The 19,039-nt window shown below is 42.3% G+C and carries 16 protein-coding genes and 1 riboswitch; of the genes, 4 read left to right on the top strand and 12 right to left on the bottom strand.

Annotated elements, in window-relative coordinates; all coding sequences use genetic code 11:
- Positions 1-7: 7 nt before the first annotated feature.
- The gene (gene gltB, locus SB658_RS19775; RefSeq protein WP_144500922.1) at positions 8-4,570 is read right to left on the bottom strand and encodes a glutamate synthase large subunit; all 4,563 of its coding nucleotides are present in this window, start codon (positions 4,568-4,570) and stop codon (positions 8-10) included.
- 146 nt (positions 4,571-4,716) lie between these two features.
- Here gltB and gltC point away from each other — a divergent pair, with 146 nt between their 5' ends.
- The gene (gltC, locus tag SB658_RS19770; protein ID WP_004399246.1) at positions 4,717-5,619 is read left to right on the top strand and encodes a glutamate biosynthesis transcriptional regulator GltC; all 903 of its coding nucleotides are present in this window, start codon (positions 4,717-4,719) and stop codon (positions 5,617-5,619) included.
- Positions 5,620-5,669: 50 nt separating this feature from the next.
- On the opposite strand, the gene proB is transcribed toward gltC, so the two are convergent.
- From proB to SB658_RS19750, 4 genes are all read right to left on the bottom strand, one after another.
- On the bottom strand, positions 5,670-6,785 hold the full coding sequence (gene proB, locus SB658_RS19765; RefSeq protein ID WP_041849903.1) for a glutamate 5-kinase: 1,116 nt from the start codon (positions 6,783-6,785) through the stop codon (positions 5,670-5,672).
- Positions 6,782-7,648, bottom strand: coding sequence for a pyrroline-5-carboxylate reductase (proC, locus tag SB658_RS19760; protein ID WP_003231452.1), 867 nt, complete (start codon positions 7,646-7,648; stop codon positions 6,782-6,784). The genes proB and proC overlap by 4 nt, the downstream gene beginning before the upstream one ends.
- 175 nt (positions 7,649-7,823) lie before the next feature.
- Positions 7,824-8,192 (bottom strand): replication termination protein, encoded by a 369-nt coding sequence (gene rtp / locus SB658_RS19755; RefSeq protein ID WP_041849904.1) that lies wholly within the window; start codon positions 8,190-8,192, stop codon positions 7,824-7,826.
- Between the two features lie 299 nt (positions 8,193-8,491).
- Positions 8,492-9,208 (bottom strand): 3-ketoacyl-ACP reductase, encoded by a 717-nt coding sequence (locus tag SB658_RS19750; protein ID WP_015483302.1) that lies wholly within the window; start codon positions 9,206-9,208, stop codon positions 8,492-8,494.
- Between the two features lie 150 nt (positions 9,209-9,358).
- Here SB658_RS19750 and SB658_RS19745 point away from each other — a divergent pair, with 150 nt between their 5' ends.
- The 3 genes from SB658_RS19745 (at position 9,359) to SB658_RS19735 (ending at position 11,081) form a co-directional block, all read left to right on the top strand.
- Entirely contained in the window at positions 9,359-9,667 is a 309-nt protein-coding gene (locus SB658_RS19745) for a DUF948 domain-containing protein (RefSeq protein ID WP_038829988.1), read from the top strand.
- 66 nt (positions 9,668-9,733) lie between these two features.
- Positions 9,734-10,504 (top strand): hypothetical protein, encoded by a 771-nt coding sequence (locus tag SB658_RS19740; RefSeq protein WP_072174314.1) that lies wholly within the window; start codon positions 9,734-9,736, stop codon positions 10,502-10,504.
- Between the two features lie 43 nt (positions 10,505-10,547).
- Positions 10,548-11,081 carry a GNAT family N-acetyltransferase gene (locus tag SB658_RS19735; RefSeq protein ID WP_072174313.1) on the top strand — a complete coding sequence of 178 codons (534 nt, stop codon included), beginning with the start codon at positions 10,548-10,550 and terminating at the stop codon, positions 11,079-11,081.
- A gap of 140 nt (positions 11,082-11,221) precedes the next feature.
- Here SB658_RS19735 and SB658_RS19730 read toward each other — a convergent pair whose 3' ends face one another.
- The 7 genes from SB658_RS19730 to SB658_RS19700 form a co-directional block, all read right to left on the bottom strand.
- A complete protein-coding gene (locus SB658_RS19730) occupies positions 11,222-12,214 on the bottom strand; it encodes an ABC transporter permease (RefSeq protein ID WP_128740378.1) in 993 nt (330 codons plus the stop codon).
- The gene (locus SB658_RS19725) at positions 12,208-12,954 is read right to left on the bottom strand and encodes an ABC transporter permease (RefSeq protein ID WP_041849908.1); all 747 of its coding nucleotides are present in this window, start codon (positions 12,952-12,954) and stop codon (positions 12,208-12,210) included. Before SB658_RS19725 ends, SB658_RS19730 begins: the two co-directional genes overlap by 7 nt.
- Before the next feature lie 9 nt (positions 12,955-12,963).
- A complete protein-coding gene (locus tag SB658_RS19720; protein ID WP_144500923.1) occupies positions 12,964-13,902 on the bottom strand; it encodes an ABC transporter ATP-binding protein in 939 nt (312 codons plus the stop codon).
- Positions 13,903-13,917: 15 nt separating this feature from the next.
- Positions 13,918-14,469: a MarR family winged helix-turn-helix transcriptional regulator gene (locus SB658_RS19715; protein WP_041849910.1), complete on the bottom strand. Its 552-nt coding sequence runs from the start codon at positions 14,467-14,469 to the stop codon at positions 13,918-13,920.
- A gap of 395 nt (positions 14,470-14,864) precedes the next feature.
- Positions 14,865-16,109 (bottom strand): MFS transporter, encoded by a 1,245-nt coding sequence (locus tag SB658_RS19710; RefSeq protein ID WP_049141143.1) that lies wholly within the window; start codon positions 16,107-16,109, stop codon positions 14,865-14,867.
- Positions 16,110-16,205: 96 nt separating this feature from the next.
- Positions 16,206-17,669, bottom strand: a complete 1,464-nt coding sequence (locus tag SB658_RS19705; protein ID WP_144500924.1) for an FGGY-family carbohydrate kinase — start codon at positions 17,667-17,669, stop codon at positions 16,206-16,208.
- Positions 17,670-17,686: 17 nt separating this feature from the next.
- Positions 17,687-18,709, bottom strand: a complete 1,023-nt coding sequence (locus SB658_RS19700) for a 2-hydroxyacid dehydrogenase (protein WP_080121384.1) — start codon at positions 18,707-18,709, stop codon at positions 17,687-17,689.
- Positions 18,710-18,805: 96 nt separating this feature from the next.
- Positions 18,806-18,903: riboswitch (SAM riboswitch) on the bottom strand.
- Positions 18,904-19,039: the final 136 nt, after the last annotated feature.

The raw sequence follows: 19,039 nt of genomic DNA, 5'->3' as shown, positions 1-19,039 counted from the left end.
CCCTTCCTTACTGTACTACCGCTTGTTTTTGTCCCGATGCTGCTGTATTCTGCTTTGGCTTCGTGTTGGCCTCAAAAGCGAACATGATGGCTTCTTCATCTGATAAACCTGCAGCTTTTTGCTCTTGGATGCTTGCAAGCATTTGTTTATAGTTTTTCGGAATGACTTTGACGAATTTTTTCACACTGTCTTCCCATTGATCAAGCAAATCTTCTGCTTTTTGGCTGTTTGTATATGCAGTATGTCTTTCAAGCATTGCTTTGATTTGCTGGATTTCTTTCTCGTCCTCTAATGATTCAAATAAAATCATCTCAAGGTTGCATTTGCGTTTAAACGCTTTGACATCTTCGGCCAGTACATAAGCGATTCCGCCGGACATACCTGCCGCAAAGTTTTTGCCTACATCACCGAGAACGACAACGCTGCCGCCAGTCATGTATTCACAGCCGTGGTCGCCAATACCTTCTACAACTACGTTCACACCGCTGTTTCGAACGGCAAAGCGTTCACCAGCACGTCCGTTAATATATGCTTCTCCGCTTGTCGCACCGTAAAAAGCCACGTTGCCGATAATGACATTGTCATCCGAAGCAGAGTTGAATCCTTCTGGTGACTTGACGATGATTTTTCCGCCAGAAAGCCCTTTTCCGACGTAATCATTTGAGTCTCCGTCCAAATAAAGCGTCATCCCTTTAGGAACGAAAGCTCCAAAGCTTTGGCCGGCTGATCCGGTAAAGTGCAGCTTGATTGTATCTTCAGGAAGACCTTCTTCTCCGTAACGCTTTGAGATTTCACTGCCGGTTATCGTTCCGGCTACACGATTTGTATTATTGATTTCAATCGAAATATCAGCTTCTTTTCCAGATTCGATGGCTTCTTGTACAGCCGGGAGAATTGTTGTGATATCAAGCGATTGATCAATTTTATGATTTTGCGGCGATCGGAACGTCCGCACCCCTTCAGGCTGATAAAGAAGTGTAGACAAATCAAGCTGGCTTGCTTTCCAGTGCCCCTTCGCCCGTTCACTTACATGAAGTACATCAGTGCGGCCGATCATTTCATCAAATGTCTTGAAGCCTAACGTAGCCATGTACTCACGAACCTCTTCAGCAATGAACAGCATATAGTTCACAATATGGTCAGGATCCCCCATGAACTTTTTGCGAAGCTCTGGGTTTTGTGTCGCTACACCGACAGGGCATGTATCCAAATGGCAGGCACGCATCATGACACAGCCGAGTACAACTAACGGAGCCGTTGCGAAACCAAATTCTTCGGCGCCGAGCAAGGCAGCCATCACAACGTCGCGGCCCGTCATGAGCTTTCCGTCTGTTTCTAATACAACACGGTCACGAAGTCCGTTCAGCATTAGTGTTTGATGTGCTTCTGCAAGGCCAAGCTCCCACGGAAGCCCTGTATGTTTAATACTGGTTTTCGGAGAAGCGCCTGTACCTCCGTCATAGCCGCTGATCACAATGACATCTGCAGTCGCTTTGGCAACACCTGCAGCGATTGTTCCTACACCTGCTTTTGACACCAGCTTTACGCTGATTCTTGCGTCACGGTTGGCATTTTTCAAATCGTGGATCAGCTGGGCTAAATCCTCAATCGAATAAATGTCATGGTGTGGCGGAGGTGAGATTAATCCGACACCTGGCGTTGACCCGCGGACATCGGCAACCCATGGATATACCTTGTTGCCAGGAAGCTGACCGCCTTCACCCGGCTTAGCACCTTGAGCCATTTTAATCTGCAGCTCATCAGCATTGACGAGGTAATGGCTTTTGACACCAAACCGTCCGGATGCAATTTGTTTGATCGCACTTCTTCTATCATCGCCGTTCTCATCTGGAACAAAGCGTTTGGGATCTTCTCCGCCTTCACCGCTGTTGCTTTTTCCTCCAAGACGGTTCATTGCGATTGCTAAAGCTTCGTGCGCTTCCTTACTCAAGGACCCGAATGACATCGCACCCGTTTTAAAACGTTTGACAATCGATTCAGCGGATTCAACCTCCTCCAACTTCAAAGGCTTGCGGTTTCCGTCAAATGCGAACAAGTTCCGCAAAAATCCGATGCGTTCTTCATCAGCCGCTTTTGTATACTGTTTAAACAGACTGTAATCATTTCTGCGGCACGCCCATTGCAAAGTATGAATCGTTTTCGGATTAAAGGCATGATGCTCTCCGCCATTTCTCCATTGGAAGTCACTTCCCGGTTCAAGCGTTTTGCTGTAATCATCCTGATACGCTTCCCGGTGGCGGCGCTGTGCCTCTTCTGCAATTGTTTGTAAATCGATGCCGCCTAGCTGTGATGCAGTACCTGTGAAATAGCGGTCGATCACATCGCGGCTGATTCCTACCGCTTCAAAGATTTGGGCGCCTCTGTAGCTTTGCACAGTTGAAATTCCCATCTTGGACATCACTTTTACGACGCCCTCAGTAATGCTTTTTCCATATTTGCTGACCGCTTCTTCATAGCTGATATCCAAACGGCCTTCATCAATTTCCTGCTTGTAGGTCGCATAAGCGAGATAAGGGTTAATCGCATCTGCGCCATAACCGATTAACGCTGCAAAGTGATGCACTTCACGTGCTTCTCCCGATTCCACAATAATGCTGACCTTCGTACGCAGCCCTTTGCGGATTAAGTGCTGGTGCAGCGCGCTTACTGCCAGAAGCGGCGGAATTGGTGTCAGTCGTTCGTTCATCTTTTTGTCTGATAAAATTAACAAACTTACGCCTTGGCTGATGGCTTTCTCTGCTTGTGTGAACATGTCCTTTAATCCGCGTTCAAGATCCTCTGAAAACAGCACATCAATTTTTTGGCTTTTTAAATCAGGATGAACAATCGTTTTCAATGCGTAAAACTGTTCATTGGATAAAACAGGTGTATACAGTTTAATCCGGCGAACATTTCGTTCACTTGGATGAAGAAGATCGCCTTCCGCACCGAGCCAAGTCATCGTTGAAGTGACAAGCTGCTCACGAATCGCGTCGATTGGCGGGTTCGTTACTTGTGCAAACAGCTGTTTAAAGTAGTTAAACAGTGATTGCGCTCGGTCAGAAAGTACAGCAAGCGGCGCGTCATTCCCCATTGAACCAAGGGGATCTTTGCCTTCTTTAATAACGGGAATTAGATATTTTTGGATATCCTCATATGTGTATCCGAATGCCTTCTGGCGAGTAAGAAGATCACTAAATTGTTCTTCTTCTCTTGACTCCGGATCAGGATTTACTTGTACAAGCTCTTCTTCAAGCCATTTTTGGTACGGATACTCAGTTGCAATTTGTGTTTTGACTTCCTCATCGGAGATAATACGGCCTTCTTCCAGGTCGATTAAAAGCATTTTCCCAGGCTCAAGGCGGTTTTTATATAAAACGTTCTCCTGTTCAACTTCAATAACGCCTACTTCAGATGAGAAAATAATATAATCATCTTTTGTGACATAATAACGGGCTGGACGGAGACCATTCCGGTCAAGGATTGCCCCGATTTGTTTACCGTCAGTAAATGAAATGGCTGTCGGTCCGTCCCAAGGCTCCATCAGGGAGCTATGGTACTCGTAAAACGCCCTTTTTTCCTTGGACATATGCGTATTTTCCGTCCAAGGCTCTGGAATGAGCATCATTGCCGTATGTGCCGGTTTGCGTCCAGCCATCACAAAAAACTCAAATGCGTTATCCAAAATGGAAGAGTCACTGCCATCAGCATTGAGAATCGGCAAAATCTTGTTTAAGTCCTCACCGAAGCTTTCAGAAACAAATTGCTGCTCACGTGCTCTCATCCAGTTGATATTTCCGCGAAGGGTGTTAATTTCACCGTTGTGAACCAAATAGCGGTTAGGATGCGCTCTTTCCCATGTAGGGAATGTATTGGTACTGAAGCGTGAATGAACAAGCGCAAAAGCAGAAACGAATGCTTCGTCTTGCAGATCAGAATAAAATGCATCAACCTGTTCAGGTGTTAAAAGGCCTTTGTAAACAATGGTCTGGCTTGAAAGACTGGCAAAATAAAAATCAAGACCTTCCGTTACTCCCCAATTTTCAGCCTGTTTACGAATGACATACAATTTTCGTTCAAAAGATAAATTTTCCTTTAGATCAGAACTTGCGCCGATAAATACCTGACGGACAAACGGACAGCTTTTTTGCGCCACTGTTCCGATTTTTCCGACATTTACAGGTACAGTTCTCCATCCAAGAACGACTTGGCCTTCTTGTTCAATCAGTGCATTGATTTGCTTTTCAATTTTTTTTCTTTCATCTTCTTTCTGTGAGAAAAAGACCATTCCTACCCCGTAACGTTCTTTTTCTGGCAGATTGATGTCTTTGCACTCTTTTCTAAAGAAAGCATCAGGGATTTGAACCAGTAAGCCGGCTCCGTCTCCTGTATCCGGATCACTGCCTTGCCCTCCTCTATGGTCTAGCTGGCAAAGCATCTTAAGTCCTTGTTTGACAATGTCGTGAGTCTGCTTGCCCTTTAAGTGTGCATATAGGCCGATTCCGCATGCATCATGTTCAAATTCAGGACGGTAGAGACCTTGAGCTTTTGGCATTTGATTGTACGTCATAATTCCTCTCCCCCGATCAATTTCCGATAATACCGGTCATAAAATCTAACAACTCTATAATCATTGTAGGTTTTCAAAACGATATAAACAATATATAATTTAGATCAAAAGAATCTCAAAATGAGATAGATGGATGTGAGACAAACATGGAGCTGCGCCAACTGCGTTATTTCATGGAGGTGGCTGAAAGAGAACACGTTTCAGAAGCCGCTGATCATTTGCATGTGGCCCAATCAGCAATCAGCAGACAAATTGCCAATCTTGAAGAAGAATTAAATGTGACCTTATTTGAGCGTGAAGGGAGAAATATCAAACTCACGCCAATCGGAAAAGAATTTTTGATTCATGTGAAAACGGCGATGAAAGCCATTGATTATGCGAAAGAGCAAATTGATGAGTATCTTGACCCGCATCGCGGAACGGTAAAGATCGGCTTTCCTACAAGCCTCGCCAGCCAGCTTTTGCCGACTGTCATTTCAGCGTTTAAAGAAGAATATCCGCACGTCGAATTTTTGCTGCGCCAAGGCTCCTATAAGTTTCTGATTGAAGCTGTCAGAAACCGCGATATTGATCTGGCCTTATTAGGACCGGTGCCGACGAATTTCTCTGACATAACGGGAAAAATATTATTTACTGAAAAAATTTACGCGCTTGTTCCATTAAATCATCCGCTTGCTAAACAAAAAACGGTTCATTTAATCGATTTGCGCAACGACCAATTTGTATTGTTCCCGGAAGGATTTGTACTTAGAGAGATGGCAATCGATACTTGCAAACAAGCAGGCTTTGCTCCTCTCGTTTCCACGGAGGGTGAGGATTTGGATGCTATCAAAGGGTTAGTGTCCGCAGGAATGGGCGTTACCCTTCTGCCTGAAAGTACTTTTGCTGAAACAACACCTCGTTTTACTGTGAAAATTCCAATTGAGTTCCCTCAAGTAAAACGGACTGTCGGAATCATTAAACCGAAAAATAGAGAGCTTGCGCCTTCCGCGAATGATTTTTATGAGTTTGTCATTCAATTTTTCTCTAAGCTGGAGCAGTATCAATAAAAAAATGAACCCGAGCTTCTATATAGAAGCTTCGGGTTTTTTTCTGCAAATTAATTTACAGGTAAAGAAAAATCCACATGGCAAACAAAGGCTTCTTGATCAATTAGAGCTCTGTTTGTCAGTTCCTTTTTCTTTTCCGGTTCTTGAAGCTGTACAGAAGAGTAATTGACGATTCCAAGGCCGATTTCCGTCCCTTTTGAATCCATCAGCCGAACAACTGAACCGCTTTTGAATTTCCCTTTAATCTTCTGTACACCGTCCAGGTATAAACTCGATTGGCCGTTTGTTATTTTTCGTGAACAGTCATCTGATAAAAACATTTCACCTTCCGGACCGGAATTAAAAGCGATCCATTTCTCCTTTTGATTCAACGGAAGCGTTCCTTCTGCTTCAAAATAGGTGCCTTCCGCCTGTTCATGAACGGCGTGATATAAAATATCGCCAGCATCTGCCTGACCAAGGAAACCTTTAATGCCAGACGCCATTACGATTTTAAACGCATCAAGCTTAGAGCGCATGCCGCCGGTGCCAACGATGCTTCCAGTGTCACCTGCGAATGCTTCGATGTCAGGTGTTATTTCACTCACCCGCTGTATCCTTTTCGCTTCTGGATTTGTGCGCGGATTGCCGTCATATAATCCGTCTATATCTGATAAAATCACAAGCATATCTGCATCAATCAATCCTGCGACTTTTGCCGCGAGTGTATCATTGTCGCCAAACTTGAGCCGATTGACGGTAACTGTATCATTTTCGTTTATGATCGGGATGATGCCGCGCTCGAGCAGTACATTCATTGTATTCCTGACATTGTTGTATCGATATTCATCAGAAAAATCGCTTCTCGTAATTAAAATTTGGGATGCGACATAGCCGTGTGCCAAGAACAGCTTTGAATAAGCCTCCATCAGCAATCCCTGGCCGATTGAAGCTGATGCTTGTTTTTCTGGAAGCTTCTCGGGCCTTTGGATAAATCCGAGCTTCCGATATCCCGCCGCCACTGCGCCTGAGGAAACCAAAATTACTTCATAACCGGCGTCTTTGAGTTTGACGATCTGGTCGACCAGCGCTTCTAATTTTCGAATGCTGATTTCTCCATGAAGGCTTGTTAATGAACTGCTGCCAATCTTCACAACGACTCTTTTCATGCTTGTATCAGGCGTCACTTTATCACTCCTGATAGCGGCGCTGCAGTTTTTTCGATATCTTCGCTGATTTCCTTTGAACGCTTAGCCGCATGCTTTATTGCTTGAGAAATCGCTTCTCCGCCGCCGCTCTTTTTCAAGGCTTGCAGCCCCGCTGCTGTCGTTCCGTTCGGTGACGTGATATTATCTCTTAAGATCTCAGGATGTTCTCCTGTTTCCATGAGCATTTTTGCGGCACCTAAAAGTGTCTGTGCGCCGATGCTTCGAGATAACTGTTTATCGAGGCCCGCTTCCTCGCCTGTCTTTTCAATGAATTCCATTAAATAATAAAAATACGCGGGTCCGCTGCCTGCAATTCCGGTGAATATATCCATTTGATTTTCTTGGATTGTATAGACTTCGCCCATGCATCCGAGCAATGCTTCGGCCAGCTTCTTCAGGTCTTCCGACACATATTTGCCAAGGGCAATAGCTGTTGCAGAAGCGCCAATCATACTGGAAGTGTTGGGCATCACTCTGACAACCGGCTGTTCATTAAGCAATGATTGTTCAATAAAAGAGGTGGTTATGCCGGCAAGGACCGACAATATTAATTGATGGGGTTGAATACGTGATTTTAGTGATGACAGAGCGTTTTCGGCGTCTTTTGGCTTCATTGCCAAAATGAGCACATCCATGTCTTCAATACATAGTTGGTTCGGCAAGGCGCCTTTAATGCCATATTGAAGTTCAAGTTCAGTTAATCGCTCTGTATTGCTGCGGTTTGTAACGCAGATGTTTTGTTTCGGGATTTTGTTGGCACGAACGATACCTGATATCATTCCTTCCGCCATAGATCCTGCTCCTATAAAGGCAACTTTCTTTTGATCAAAGATCGGTAACATCTCCTTTGTTCGCGTTTTTTGTTCGCATTTTCACACGTTTAAAATGTTACCACGTGAGGAAATGATGTCAAGTTTGAAGGTCATCATTGATTTGTATTGTTTCTTTTCGACAAATATGTATAATGAAAAGCAGAAAACACCCGGTTCACACTGCTGCGCCGGGTGTTTGTTTCTATTAAAAATTATCTGAGAGAGCTTTTTCAATCAGTTTTTTACAGCGATCCAGCTCTATCTTCAGCTGTTTTTTATATAGCTTGGCAGCTTCGTAATCTTTAAATTGATAGAGGACGACTTCCTGGAGCTTAGCCCCTTCTTTTTTTACTTTAATTTGTTTTAATATCCCGTCATCAAGAAGCTCATGCAAAGACCGGTATACTTCTGTATGATTTGGTTTAAAACCAATCTCTTTAAATTCAGACCGAAGTACTTCAAGCAGCTTTAACCCATAGAGTCTCTCTTGCTCTGTCATCGTTATCATATAAAGCTTCAAAAATGCGCGCTGTTTCACTAAAAAGCCTGTTGAACTCCTTTTTTCTTCTTTCATCATATGCACTCCTTCTTCTGTCACTGACAACACTATGTACTAAATATTCAATTTTCTTTTATTGTTTTCCTTCTTTATATTAAAGACTGATAGTCCAGTCATTTCATGTTTACTGATTATAGGTGTAGCGGAAAAAATAAATTTCAACTGAACATTTGGTACATAGTTTTCTTAGTTCTATTATAGCCTGCATTTACTGCTATCTTCAATTTAAACGATTGCCAGGGTTTACATATTTCATTTTACCGGTACGGATTTCATTCAAATAAAAAAACCTGTCGAAAGACAGGTTTTCATTTTTAAGGATTTGTTGACCATAATCCCGCTGTTTTGATGAAAATACGAGGATCTAATTTCAATTGTGCCACCATGTACTCAGCAAGATCCTCAGGCTGCATAACTTTTTCAGGATTACCGTCTGTTAAGTTCAATTCGATAGACATATCACTAGCGACAGTGCTCGGCGTTAACGCGCTGACTCTGATATTATGTTTTCTCACTTCTTGCATAAGAGACTCTGTTAACCCGAGAACGGCAAATTTAGAAGCGCTGTAAGCACTTGTTACAGCAGCTCCTCTTTGACCCGCTGTAGACGAAATATTAATGATGTCTCCGGCTTTGCGTTCGATCATTTCCGGAAGCACCGCGCGCGTGACATGGTACACACCCATTAGGTTGACTTGAATAATATTTTCCCACTCATCGGCTGACAGATCTAAGAAACCGCCAAATTTGCTGATGCCGGCATTATTAATGAGAATATCGATATCACCGAGCTGTTCCTTCACTTGAGCTACAGCTTGGTTAACCTGATCGGCATCTTTTACATCTGCAGCAGCAAATGCAGCTTTTACACCAAGCGCTTTGACTTCTTCAGCCACTTTTTCTACATTAGCGGAAGTCCGGCCAATTAACCCGATATTCACGCCTTCTTTGGCAAGCGCCAAAGCAGTAGCGCGGCCAATTCCTCTGCCTCCGCCTGTGATTAGTGCAGTTTTATGTTGTAAATTTTGCAATTGAAGCACCCTTTCTTTGTTTACATATGTACGATATCACATTATAAGTACAATACATCCAATACGCAAATCAAACGAACTGTGTAAATATCATTTCTTCTGATTAAAAAAACGGATACAGGGTAATGACATAAGAAAAGGAGTGAACATATGATTATAGTTTATATCAGTCTTGCAGTATTAGCAGTTTCTATTATCTTCTTAGGAGTTAACGTGATTCAAAACAAGAAAAAAATGGACCCTGCACTAAAGGAGCTTTCCTCTGTTACGCAGGCTATGCAAAAACAAATCGAAGGATTAAAAACAGAAACAGAGCTGCTGACGCAAAAACAAAAGAAGATTCAGCAGGATGTCCAAATAAAAAAATACATGTTTCAGCAGACCGCAGCTGAAGTGAAAAAAGTTCCTAAAGCTGTTAAAGAGGTGTGGCAGGCTGGTCATTTAAATAGCAGGTCATGATGAATGATATCCCGTTGTTTCGATCAGAATGGACAATGGGATATCATTTTTTGAGGAGGCTTTCGCATGATTGTAAACCACAGTTGCTTAAAGGAGTTCGCAGAAAAACTACATTCTCTTCCCTCTTCACTTACAAAGTCGGATTTATTTATTTCTCCATTTCATCTCCATCAAGAAAATGAACTTGACATCTACTATTCACCTCATAATGAATATATCAATCGGACTGCTACGATTGTGATTGCCGGGATCACGCCGGGTTTTTCCCAGATGAAAACAGCGTACGAAACAGCAGTCGAAAGTCTGCGGCAAGGCCGCACTCTTGAGCAAATGGCGGTAGATACAAAAATAGCAGCGGGTTTCTCCGGGTCGATGAGACATAACCTTATCACCATGCTGGATTTATGCGGGCTGTCGCAAGCTTTTGGCATTCAAAGCGCCGCAAAGCTTTTTGGAGAATTACGGCATATGCTCCATACAACTTCCGTTATTAAATATCCTGTCTTTATCCAGCAAAAAAACTATACCGGATACAAACCGGCTATCACTCATTCTCCTACCCTAAGCACCTATGCTTTTGGGCACTTCCCTGCGGAGCTTAATCATGTGACGGGACCAGCACTTCTCATTCCGTTAGGAAAAGCGGCCGAAACAGTGTGTGAAACATTGATCAGACAGCACAGCCTCCAGAATTTGATTTGCCTTAACGGCTTTCCCCATCCATCAGGCGCGAACGGCCATCGTTTGAAACAATTCAGCAAAAACAAAGAGCAACTAGAAACACAAATTCGTTCCTTTGCTGCATTGGTTGATTTCGCTATAGAAAAGAGGAAATAAAAGGGATATGATAAACAAAAACACAAACGTGGGGAGTGGTTGAATGTTTCCTATATTAGAAACGGATCGGCTTATACTTAGGCAAATCACAGATCAGGACGCGGAAGGCATTTTTGCTTGTTTCTCAAACGATGAGGTGACACGCTATTATGGGCTTGAAAACATGGAATCTATAGAACAGGCCATTTCAATGATTCAAACGTTTGCTGCCCTCTATCAAGAAAAACGCGGTATACGGTGGGGAATTGAAAGACGGGACACTAAAGAACTGATCGGAACAATAGGCTTTCACGCTCTGGCCCAAAAGCATAGGCGCGCGGAAATCGGTTATGAAATCATCCCGGAGCATTGGCGAAACGGTTTTGCATCAGAAGTCATTTCAAAGGTCGTATCTTACGGATTTTCTGCCCTTGGACTGTCGCGTATTGGCGCAGTTGTATTTACTGCTAATGATGCATCAAATCGTCTGCTTCTAAAAATGGGGTTTCAAAAAGAAGGTGTTTTAAGACAGTACATGTATCAAAATGGTACTCCATATGATACAAATGTGTATTCTATTGTAAAACCAAGAGAATGACGGCATTCTCTTGGTCTGTGCAACATCCCTTTTCCTTTAAAATGTCCGATTCATGACCTGCATCAGCTATGACGTTTTGATTCTTGATCAATCCCTACAAGATTTTCATCTCTTAAAACAATGCTAATAACTTTTTTCCCCTATTCATAAATCCCTTTATTGGTTCTTCTTCTTGTGATAAAATCCCCAAGGAAACAAAACGCAGCCGACCACATCAAAATATAAATAACCTGAGTTTTGTATTCCCACATTGAATTCCCCATTTCTACCCCGTGAATGAAAGTCATATACGCTTTTTGTGGCAGTATCGCACAAAGGGCATTTAATATTGGATGATGTGGAGCAAAAGAAATAAAACAGCCTGACAATACACACGTGATCACACTGATACCACTCGTCATCAAACTGATGTTTCGATCCATCACAGAAGCCATAAAGATAGCGAATGCTGTTGCAAGCACTGTAAGAACACCCAGTAACCCAGCAAGAATATTTAAACGGAAACCAATTTCAGCATGAAAGAGTACATTTGTAATTAGGATGGCCAAGTAAGTGGGTATGTATAAACATAAAAAAGTAAAGATAAACTGAACCAACAAATATTTCCCCACATGCACGGGAGACACTAAAATCCTTTTGAAGGTTTTGAGCATCCGGTCTTCTGGATATAACGCAGCTAATGCCACACCTTGCATCAATACAAGCATCATGATAAAGCCTAATATATTCGTTCCCGTTCCCCGTTCAGTCCTTAATTCATCCTCTCCCCGGTAGCTGCCTGGCATTTCTCCAGTCTCAAAAAATTGCTGAATCATTTTTTGATCCGCTTTACTTTTCAACGTGGTTACTTTGTAATCAAGTTGATTTTTTTCTACAATGGCTGCATATTTCCCTAACATCAGATCAGAAAACTTCGGCTTCTGATCTACCGTTACCACTCTAAATGCAGAATCACTCGGCAAATGATGAACTTCGTCCAGTTCTGTAACAAAAGCGATTGTTTCTTTGAAAACCGGCTTCCCGGAAAACATAATCGCAACGCCAATCATCAGAGGGATAATGATTAATGCAATGATAATAATGTCTTTTTTGGTCAGGATTCGCTCCCACCTGTTTTGGAATAAACTCAGCATATATATCCCTCCGGCTTAAATACAACATGAGAAACGGCAATACAAATGATTGAAGCCAATATTAGTCCTGACATAACAGGCTGCAGCATACTGAAATCATGATCATAAATGAGACGAAATGAACATTCTGTTACCCATTTAATCGGAGAAAGAATCGATATCTGATTGACGGTATCTCCAAATCTATGAATTCCGAAAAATACGCCACCAAAGAAAACAAAAAAAGCTATCGGAATTTGCATAATCCCATTCGCCTGTTCTTCATTCTTGAACAAACTGCAGAACATTGTGCCTAAACAGCAACCGAAAAATAAAAATACATACAATAAAAGCATGAAATACGTAAGATATTGTCCTCCAAAGTTCAAATGAAAAATCGTTTGGGCTATCAACACATTCATGCTGTACATAATGACACTGAATATAAAGGTTGATAGTAATTTAGAAAGATAAATACTAGTTGTCGAAACCGGCGCATACACAATACGAAGGTTCGCTTTCTTCACCTTTTCCTCCATAAACGTATTAGAGGTCGTCATAGCAATCAGAGCTGCAGTGAAAATCATCATATTCACTCCGTAATAATCATAAGAACTTACCCCGCCTGCTCCAAAGCTGCTTTTCGTAACAAAGCCCATGACCAGAATGAGAACGAAAGGAAAGGCCGTATTGGCTATTACAAGAACCGGATTCCTTAAAATATTCATAAAATCAAATGTTATCAATTTTAACAAACTCATTTTGCTCTCCTAATCTCTTAAATTTCTTCCCGTCAGCTCTAAAAATACCGTTTCTAACGATGCCTCTTTTTTGTTCATGTTTAGGATGCTGCAGCCTTGGGCACTCAATTCTAATATGATTTCACTCAGGTGATCTTGGTTCTTTTGAACGGTAACATTTAGTTGATGGTCAGAGAAATCAACTCCTGTCACTCCTATGATTTCTCTAATCGAGTTTTTATTTAATCGCTGAACATGCGCCAGTTGAAAAGCGTATGTTATTTCTTTATTGACTTCTCTGTACAGCTCTTCTTTTGTTCCATTGGCAATAATTCTTCCTTCATTCATGATCATAATACGATCTGAAATCGCCTCGACTTCTTCCATATAATGTGTAGAGTAAATGATGCTTGCGCCTTTTGTTTTCAGCTCTTTTATCGATTCCAAAATGTGATGCCGGGATTGCGGATCGATTCCTACCGTGGGCTCATCCATGATAATCAGTTTCGGCTGATGGGCAATGGCGCACGCAATGTTTAATCTTCTTTTCATCCCGCCTGAAAACGTCTTTGGCTTGTCATCTTTCCGTTCATATAGCTGTACGAGCTCCAAAGCCTCTTTGACTCGGGCTTTCAGTTCTTCTCCTTTAAGAGAATAAAGACTGGCAAAAAAACGAACATTTTTCTCAGCTGAAATCTCCTCATAAATCGCGATATCTTGAGGCACAATCCCGATGCCTTTCTTCATTTCCTTTGACCCTTTTTTCACACTATGGCCCAATATCGAAACGTTTCCGGAACTGGCCGACAATACTCCTGATAAAATATGAATGGTTGTGCTTTTTCCTGCACCATTTGGACCTAGTAAGCCAAGCACTTCCCCCTCTCTCAATTCGAACGAAATCCCATCTACTGCCGTTTTGTTTTCATACTGCATTTTCAAGTTTTCTACTATTGCTACGTAGTTCATAGTTGGTTCTCCTTTTTACTTTCTCCGTTTTGCGAATTCCTGCAATAAATTTGTTTTCAAATTGTCTCGATTTTGTTCAATGTCAAAATCAGCAGCGTCTTCTTCAAAACCATCCTGTTCTTCTCCATCAAAACTGTACAGTTTCTTCAATAAAATCCACAATGTTTCCAGCTCTTCCGTCGAAAAGCCTTTAAATAGATCGGCCATAAAATACACCGCTTTTTCACCGCATTCCTCCATGACACGCTTTCCTGAATCAGTAATCTTCACATTAACTGCACGCTTGTCGTGTTTACTTGGTACAGTGATGACATAACCTCTTTTTTCAATACCGCTGACAAGTCTGTTGATGTTTTGTTTTGAAGTGCCTAATTTTTTTGCAATGTTGTTGAATGTCGTTTCCTCTTCCGGTAAATGCAGTATGGCAACCATCGTCATAAATTGCCTCGACGTTAAGCTTTCATAATAATCGTCTCCGCGTGATTGGATTTTGTTTAATGTGGAAAAAAGTGTAGCGTAAGACTGTTGCATTAAAAATAAATCTTTCAGTTCCTTAGAATAATCCACAATGTTCCCTCCTTGAATAGACAACTTATTGTCTATTCATCATAACATTTCTCACTGTATTGTCAATATGTTGTCTATTTTTCTTTAGAATCCCTCGATAATTCATAGAATAGTAATATACTGATCGATTCAGAAAGAGATAATGTTGATGGCTCGTCAACGAGAATTCAATGAAGAATAAAGCGTTATGAATCTGTTTTGAGAGAACATTCGGGCGAGTTAAGACGTGAAATTAACGTGGAACAAACGGTTCAGACTTATATTCTGTTTCTTATCGGCTGACTGTGATGGTGAAATCCCGTCCAGATCAATCATTTTTGCGTCATTCCGTATCGGAAATCCTTACATTGCTGAACAAATGATAAAAAGCGCCCCGGAAATTGGGCGCTTTCTAATTAAGATGCATATTGAGGAGATGATTCCTCCTTAACTGCTTTTTCCTCAGGTATATGAATACATTTTGTCAAGACCGCACTTGCAAGGTAAAGGACCGCAAAGATCCAGACGACGCCTTGCGCGCCGACGAGACCGATGAACAGCCAAGCGAGTGCAGGGCCGACAAACGCTGATAAACCTGCAGCCAAATTCAATACAGACATGGCTGCCCCTTTATCTTTTCCTGCCACCGTCGGCACAATTGCACCAATCGGCACATAGCCTGCCAGCAAACCGCCCCAAATAAAGCCGATCACGCTGACAACCGCTAAGCTCCCGCCGGAGAAAACAGGTGCGTAGTATAATAAGAGGGTGAAAATGCCGCAGCCGACTCCGCCGAACCAAATAACAGTATTTTTCCAGCCGAATTTATCGCCGACAATACCAAAGATAAGGTTAAACACAATGTTCCCCAGAAAAATCGTTCCCCAAATTTGCAGCCACACATTGGTTGAAATTCCATGCTGGGCCATGTGCATCGGCAAAAAGACTGGAAAACCATATGTACCAATGCTGTTGATGATTCTGATGATTCCGCCTGTAAGCACGCGCGGATTTGTAAATAAAATCGTAACCCCTTTTAAAAGCTCCTCGGCTGTTTCTGATCTTTTTCTTTTCTTCTTTACAAAACGGTCTTTATTGATAAACAATGCAAAAAATGCACCGAGACATACCCAGAAAATAGAGCTCCAAAGCGTATTCAAATAACCGAACGCTTTGATCGCGTAGCTTGAGTACCAAGCGCCGAACACAAACATGCCGAGGCAATATGCTATCCAAAACCAGCCGACAGCAGTGCTCAGTTTGCTTTGCGGTGTTCTGTAAATGACCCATGTCAAGAAAGAATAAGCGAAAAGCGGGTAACCTAACCCTTTTACGAAGTAAGTCACATACATCACAGGCAGGTTCAGCTGTTCAAATCCAAATACGATAAAAGCAGCTGTACCGATCACATAAAACAACAGCCCCATAAACATCGTTCGTTTTGCGCCAAATGCTTCGAGACATACACCCGAAAACCAGGAAGCTATGGCAAGCGCAATTCCGTATATACTAAAAATAGAAGCGGACTGCTGAACGGTGAGCCCGTTTTCGATCAAAAAAGGACTGAGCCAGCCTTGTTCAAGGCCATCTCCCATCATAAACAAAACAACCCCTAAAAATCCCCAGGCAAGCCGCTTCGGTATTCCTATTTTATCCAACATATCTGTCTCCTCCTTAGATGCTTATATCCATTACCGTATTACCTTATTAAAGTTGAAAATTAAATGATTCCTCAAAACAGCAAAAATGCTGCCGCCTTAAATCAATACTTTGCTTTCTGAACCTGAAAAAAAGCGCTGTGTTTGCTTCCATTTCTCATATAAAGCCAATTCTGTCTGACAGTCCTTCGGTTCAATCACCCGGACATTTGCTGACATCTCCTCCGTTAATTGAAAGGTTTCATTGCAAATGACTGCAGCACCAACGACAGATGCCTGATGATATCCCTCTTGGACATAGACCTTTTTTTGAAGAAGATCCGCGATATATTGAGTGAGCGCTTTGCTTTGGAATCCCCCTCCGCACACCCAAACATAGTCACGTTCAAACGGAGTAACCTCTGTTAAAATGTCAAAGTTCCATTTAATTGAAAATGCGATCTCTTCTAGCGCTGCACGTACAAAATGTGCCCTCTTTAAATGTGCTGACAGCGGGGCATCAAAAAGAAAACCGCCTCTCGTTAACGCATTCTTTTCAGCCGATAAATAAGAGCCGAGAGCCGCTACACATGCATGGTCTTCTTTTGCAAGTGCAGAAATCTCCTCCTCCATTACTTCGTACGTTTCATTCGGATAAAAAATCTGTTTTAATTTTTGATAATTCAAGCCGGTAATTCCCGGATTCGTTTCCACAAGCCAATGCCCTTGATCCGTATGACAGTTCAGCCAAGCTTTATGTTTTGTGTCGCCATGATCCGCAGTCATTTTGGTTATTGGCGTTGTTGTCCCTGATACAATGACAATGTCCTCAAGTCCAGCTCCGGTGCTTTTGACAGCTAGCTGTGTATCCCCGCCCCCTGCTATAACCTTAGCATTTATTGAAAGGCCTAATTCGGATGCATATTCATTTGCTATCGTTCCAATTGCTGTTCCCGCTCTTACAAGAGGCGGAAGGATAGATGGAGAAAAGCCGAATATGTCGCACATCTCTTCTGACCAAGTGTTTTGCTTCACATCAAACAGCAGGGTTTCTGTTGCCTGTGATGGTTCATATGTTAATATTCCGCTCAGTTGGTACGTCACCCAATCACTGATGCTAGTAAAGCTTGCTGTCTTTTCCCATAAAGAGGGCTGGCGCTGTTTTAATCCATAAAGCTTGAGCGCGGAAAAAAGTGCGGTTGGCAGGCGGCCTGTGCGGCTGTATATCTCTTCCCGATCGGGAATGCTCGCCTCCCACTCTCGACCGCGGTTATCGATGTTCGGCAGCCCGAGAAAAGAATCGCCGTTTTGATCGATCAGAACAATTCCCTGCCTTTGACTCGTCGATGTCAAACCAATGATGTCAATATCACACGAACGGGATAGCACACGTTTTGCCAAATTCATCACCTGCTTCCACAGCACCTGAGGAGAAAAATAACGGCTGTCCGGGTAAAGCGTCTCTGTGGAATACACGATGTCCTCCCGTTCAACTGTTAAAACACTGCCGGTTACACTCACGACCGCTACCCTCGCATTGCCTGTGCCAATATCAAAAACGAGATAGCCTTTTTGTTTTTTCATTCTGTTAGCCTCCTTTCTTATACCCCTGTTTTCAGTTCGTCCTTGTTATACATTGTCGGAATATTAAGAGTTTTTTCACCCTTCCACTTTTTGAGGGCTTTATTCAGTATCGTCACGTGATGATCCTCCACTTCAAATGTTGCTCCAGCGAGATGCGGTGTTGCCAGAACATTAGGCAATGAAATCAATTCATAATCTGATTCCTCTGGAGGTTCATGATAAAAAACGTCTAATATCGCACCTCTGATTTTATGTTCTTTTAATACAGATAAAAGATCTTCACGGTTTACAACAACTGCTCTTGAAGTATTGACGAAAATCGCACTCTGTTTCATCAGATCAAAATACTTCCGATCAATAAGTCCAAGTGTTTCCTCAGTACGAGGCAGATGGACAGAAACGATATCACTGTCTGAAAACACCGTTTTAAGAGATACTTTTTCATACAGCGGATGATCGTCTTGAATGAATGGATCGTAATATTTTATCTTACAGTCAAACGCAGTCAGCAGTTTTGCAATCCTTTGACCAACCGCCCCGAACCCAATCATGCCAACCGTTTTTCCTGTTAATTCATTTCCTTTAAATTTGACATAAGCCTGCAGGTAATCACTGTTCCACTTTCCATCCTTCAGCCATTGATTCGAGGCGCTGGTATGGCGCAGAAAGGAAATCACATTTCCAATAAACATTTCAGCAACGGCTTGTGCATTCCGCCCTGGTGTATAAAAAACAGGTATGCCTCTTTTTGAGGCAGCTGCCACATCCACATTGGAGGGCATTCCCCTGCAAACACCGACAAATGAAAGTTCGGGAACAGAAGCAAATACGCTGTCTGTTACCTGATCAAGCTCAGTAATCAAGCCTGTCGCATTTGTTGCTTTTAGCAGCTGAATGAGTTCGTCCTCCCGATATGCCCGGCCTTGTTCCTTCCAAGATTGATAAGCAACTGAGTCAAACAAGTTTTCTAGCTCTTTTCGTCCTTCTTCGTTGTACGGTGCTGTAACCAAAACCGTCATGGTGCAAAACATCCTTTTCATCGTATTTTTTCATAAAAAAAATCTCTTTCCGCAGATGGAAAGAGATTCATATATAGGCGCGCTCTGTTACAGGCAGACGCCGGTATAAACCTTGCTTTCCTATCTTTCAAGCTGACGCTTGCTGGAATTGGCACAATAATAATAATGTTGCCGAGGTTTCATAGGGCCAGTCCCTCCACCTCTCTGGATAGAAAATGTTGAGTATGTAATTTTCAGAATGAAGAATACGTTTATCATAAAGAAGTCTCAGATTGATGTCAATCTCTTTTTTCAGAATTGACGTTATCATCCGAAATGTTATAATTCTTACAAAATATCTAACTAGAGAGA

The sequence above is a fragment of the Bacillus sp. SIMBA_008 genome (assembly GCF_046535495.1).
GTDB classification, from domain to species: domain Bacteria; phylum Bacillota; class Bacilli; order Bacillales; family Bacillaceae; genus Bacillus; species Bacillus subtilis.
The sequence above is the reverse complement of the archived record's forward strand: the minus strand, read 5'-3'. Positions and strand labels throughout refer to the sequence as shown.

Coding starts and splice junctions, on each gene's coding strand:
- SB658_RS19700 (WP_080121384.1), bottom strand. CDS start 18,709: ATGAAAAGGATGTTTTGCACCATGACGGTTTTGGTTACAGCACCGTAC.
- SB658_RS19710 (WP_049141143.1), bottom strand. CDS start 16,109: ATGTTGGATAAAATAGGAATACCGAAGCGGCTTGCCTGGGGATTTTTA.
- gltC (WP_004399246.1), top strand. CDS start 4,717: ATGGAGCTGCGCCAACTGCGTTATTTCATGGAGGTGGCTGAAAGAGAA.
- SB658_RS19725 (WP_041849908.1), bottom strand. CDS start 12,954: ATGAGTTTGTTAAAATTGATAACATTTGATTTTATGAATATTTTAAGG.
- SB658_RS19720 (WP_144500923.1), bottom strand. CDS start 13,902: ATGAACTACGTAGCAATAGTAGAAAACTTGAAAATGCAGTATGAAAAC.
- rtp (WP_041849904.1), bottom strand. CDS start 8,192: ATGAAAGAAGAAAAAAGGAGTTCAACAGGCTTTTTAGTGAAACAGCGC.
- proC (WP_003231452.1), bottom strand. CDS start 7,648: ATGTTACCGATCTTTGATCAAAAGAAAGTTGCCTTTATAGGAGCAGGA.
- SB658_RS19705 (WP_144500924.1), bottom strand. CDS start 17,669: ATGAAAAAACAAAAAGGCTATCTCGTTTTTGATATTGGCACAGGCAAT.
- gltB (WP_144500922.1), bottom strand. CDS start 4,570: ATGACGTACAATCAAATGCCAAAAGCTCAAGGTCTCTACCGTCCTGAA.
- SB658_RS19745 (WP_038829988.1), top strand. CDS start 9,359: ATGATTATAGTTTATATCAGTCTTGCAGTATTAGCAGTTTCTATTATC.
- SB658_RS19735 (WP_072174313.1), top strand. CDS start 10,548: ATGTTTCCTATATTAGAAACGGATCGGCTTATACTTAGGCAAATCACA.
- SB658_RS19730 (WP_128740378.1), bottom strand. CDS start 12,214: ATGCTGAGTTTATTCCAAAACAGGTGGGAGCGAATCCTGACCAAAAAA.
- SB658_RS19740 (WP_072174314.1), top strand. CDS start 9,734: ATGATTGTAAACCACAGTTGCTTAAAGGAGTTCGCAGAAAAACTACAT.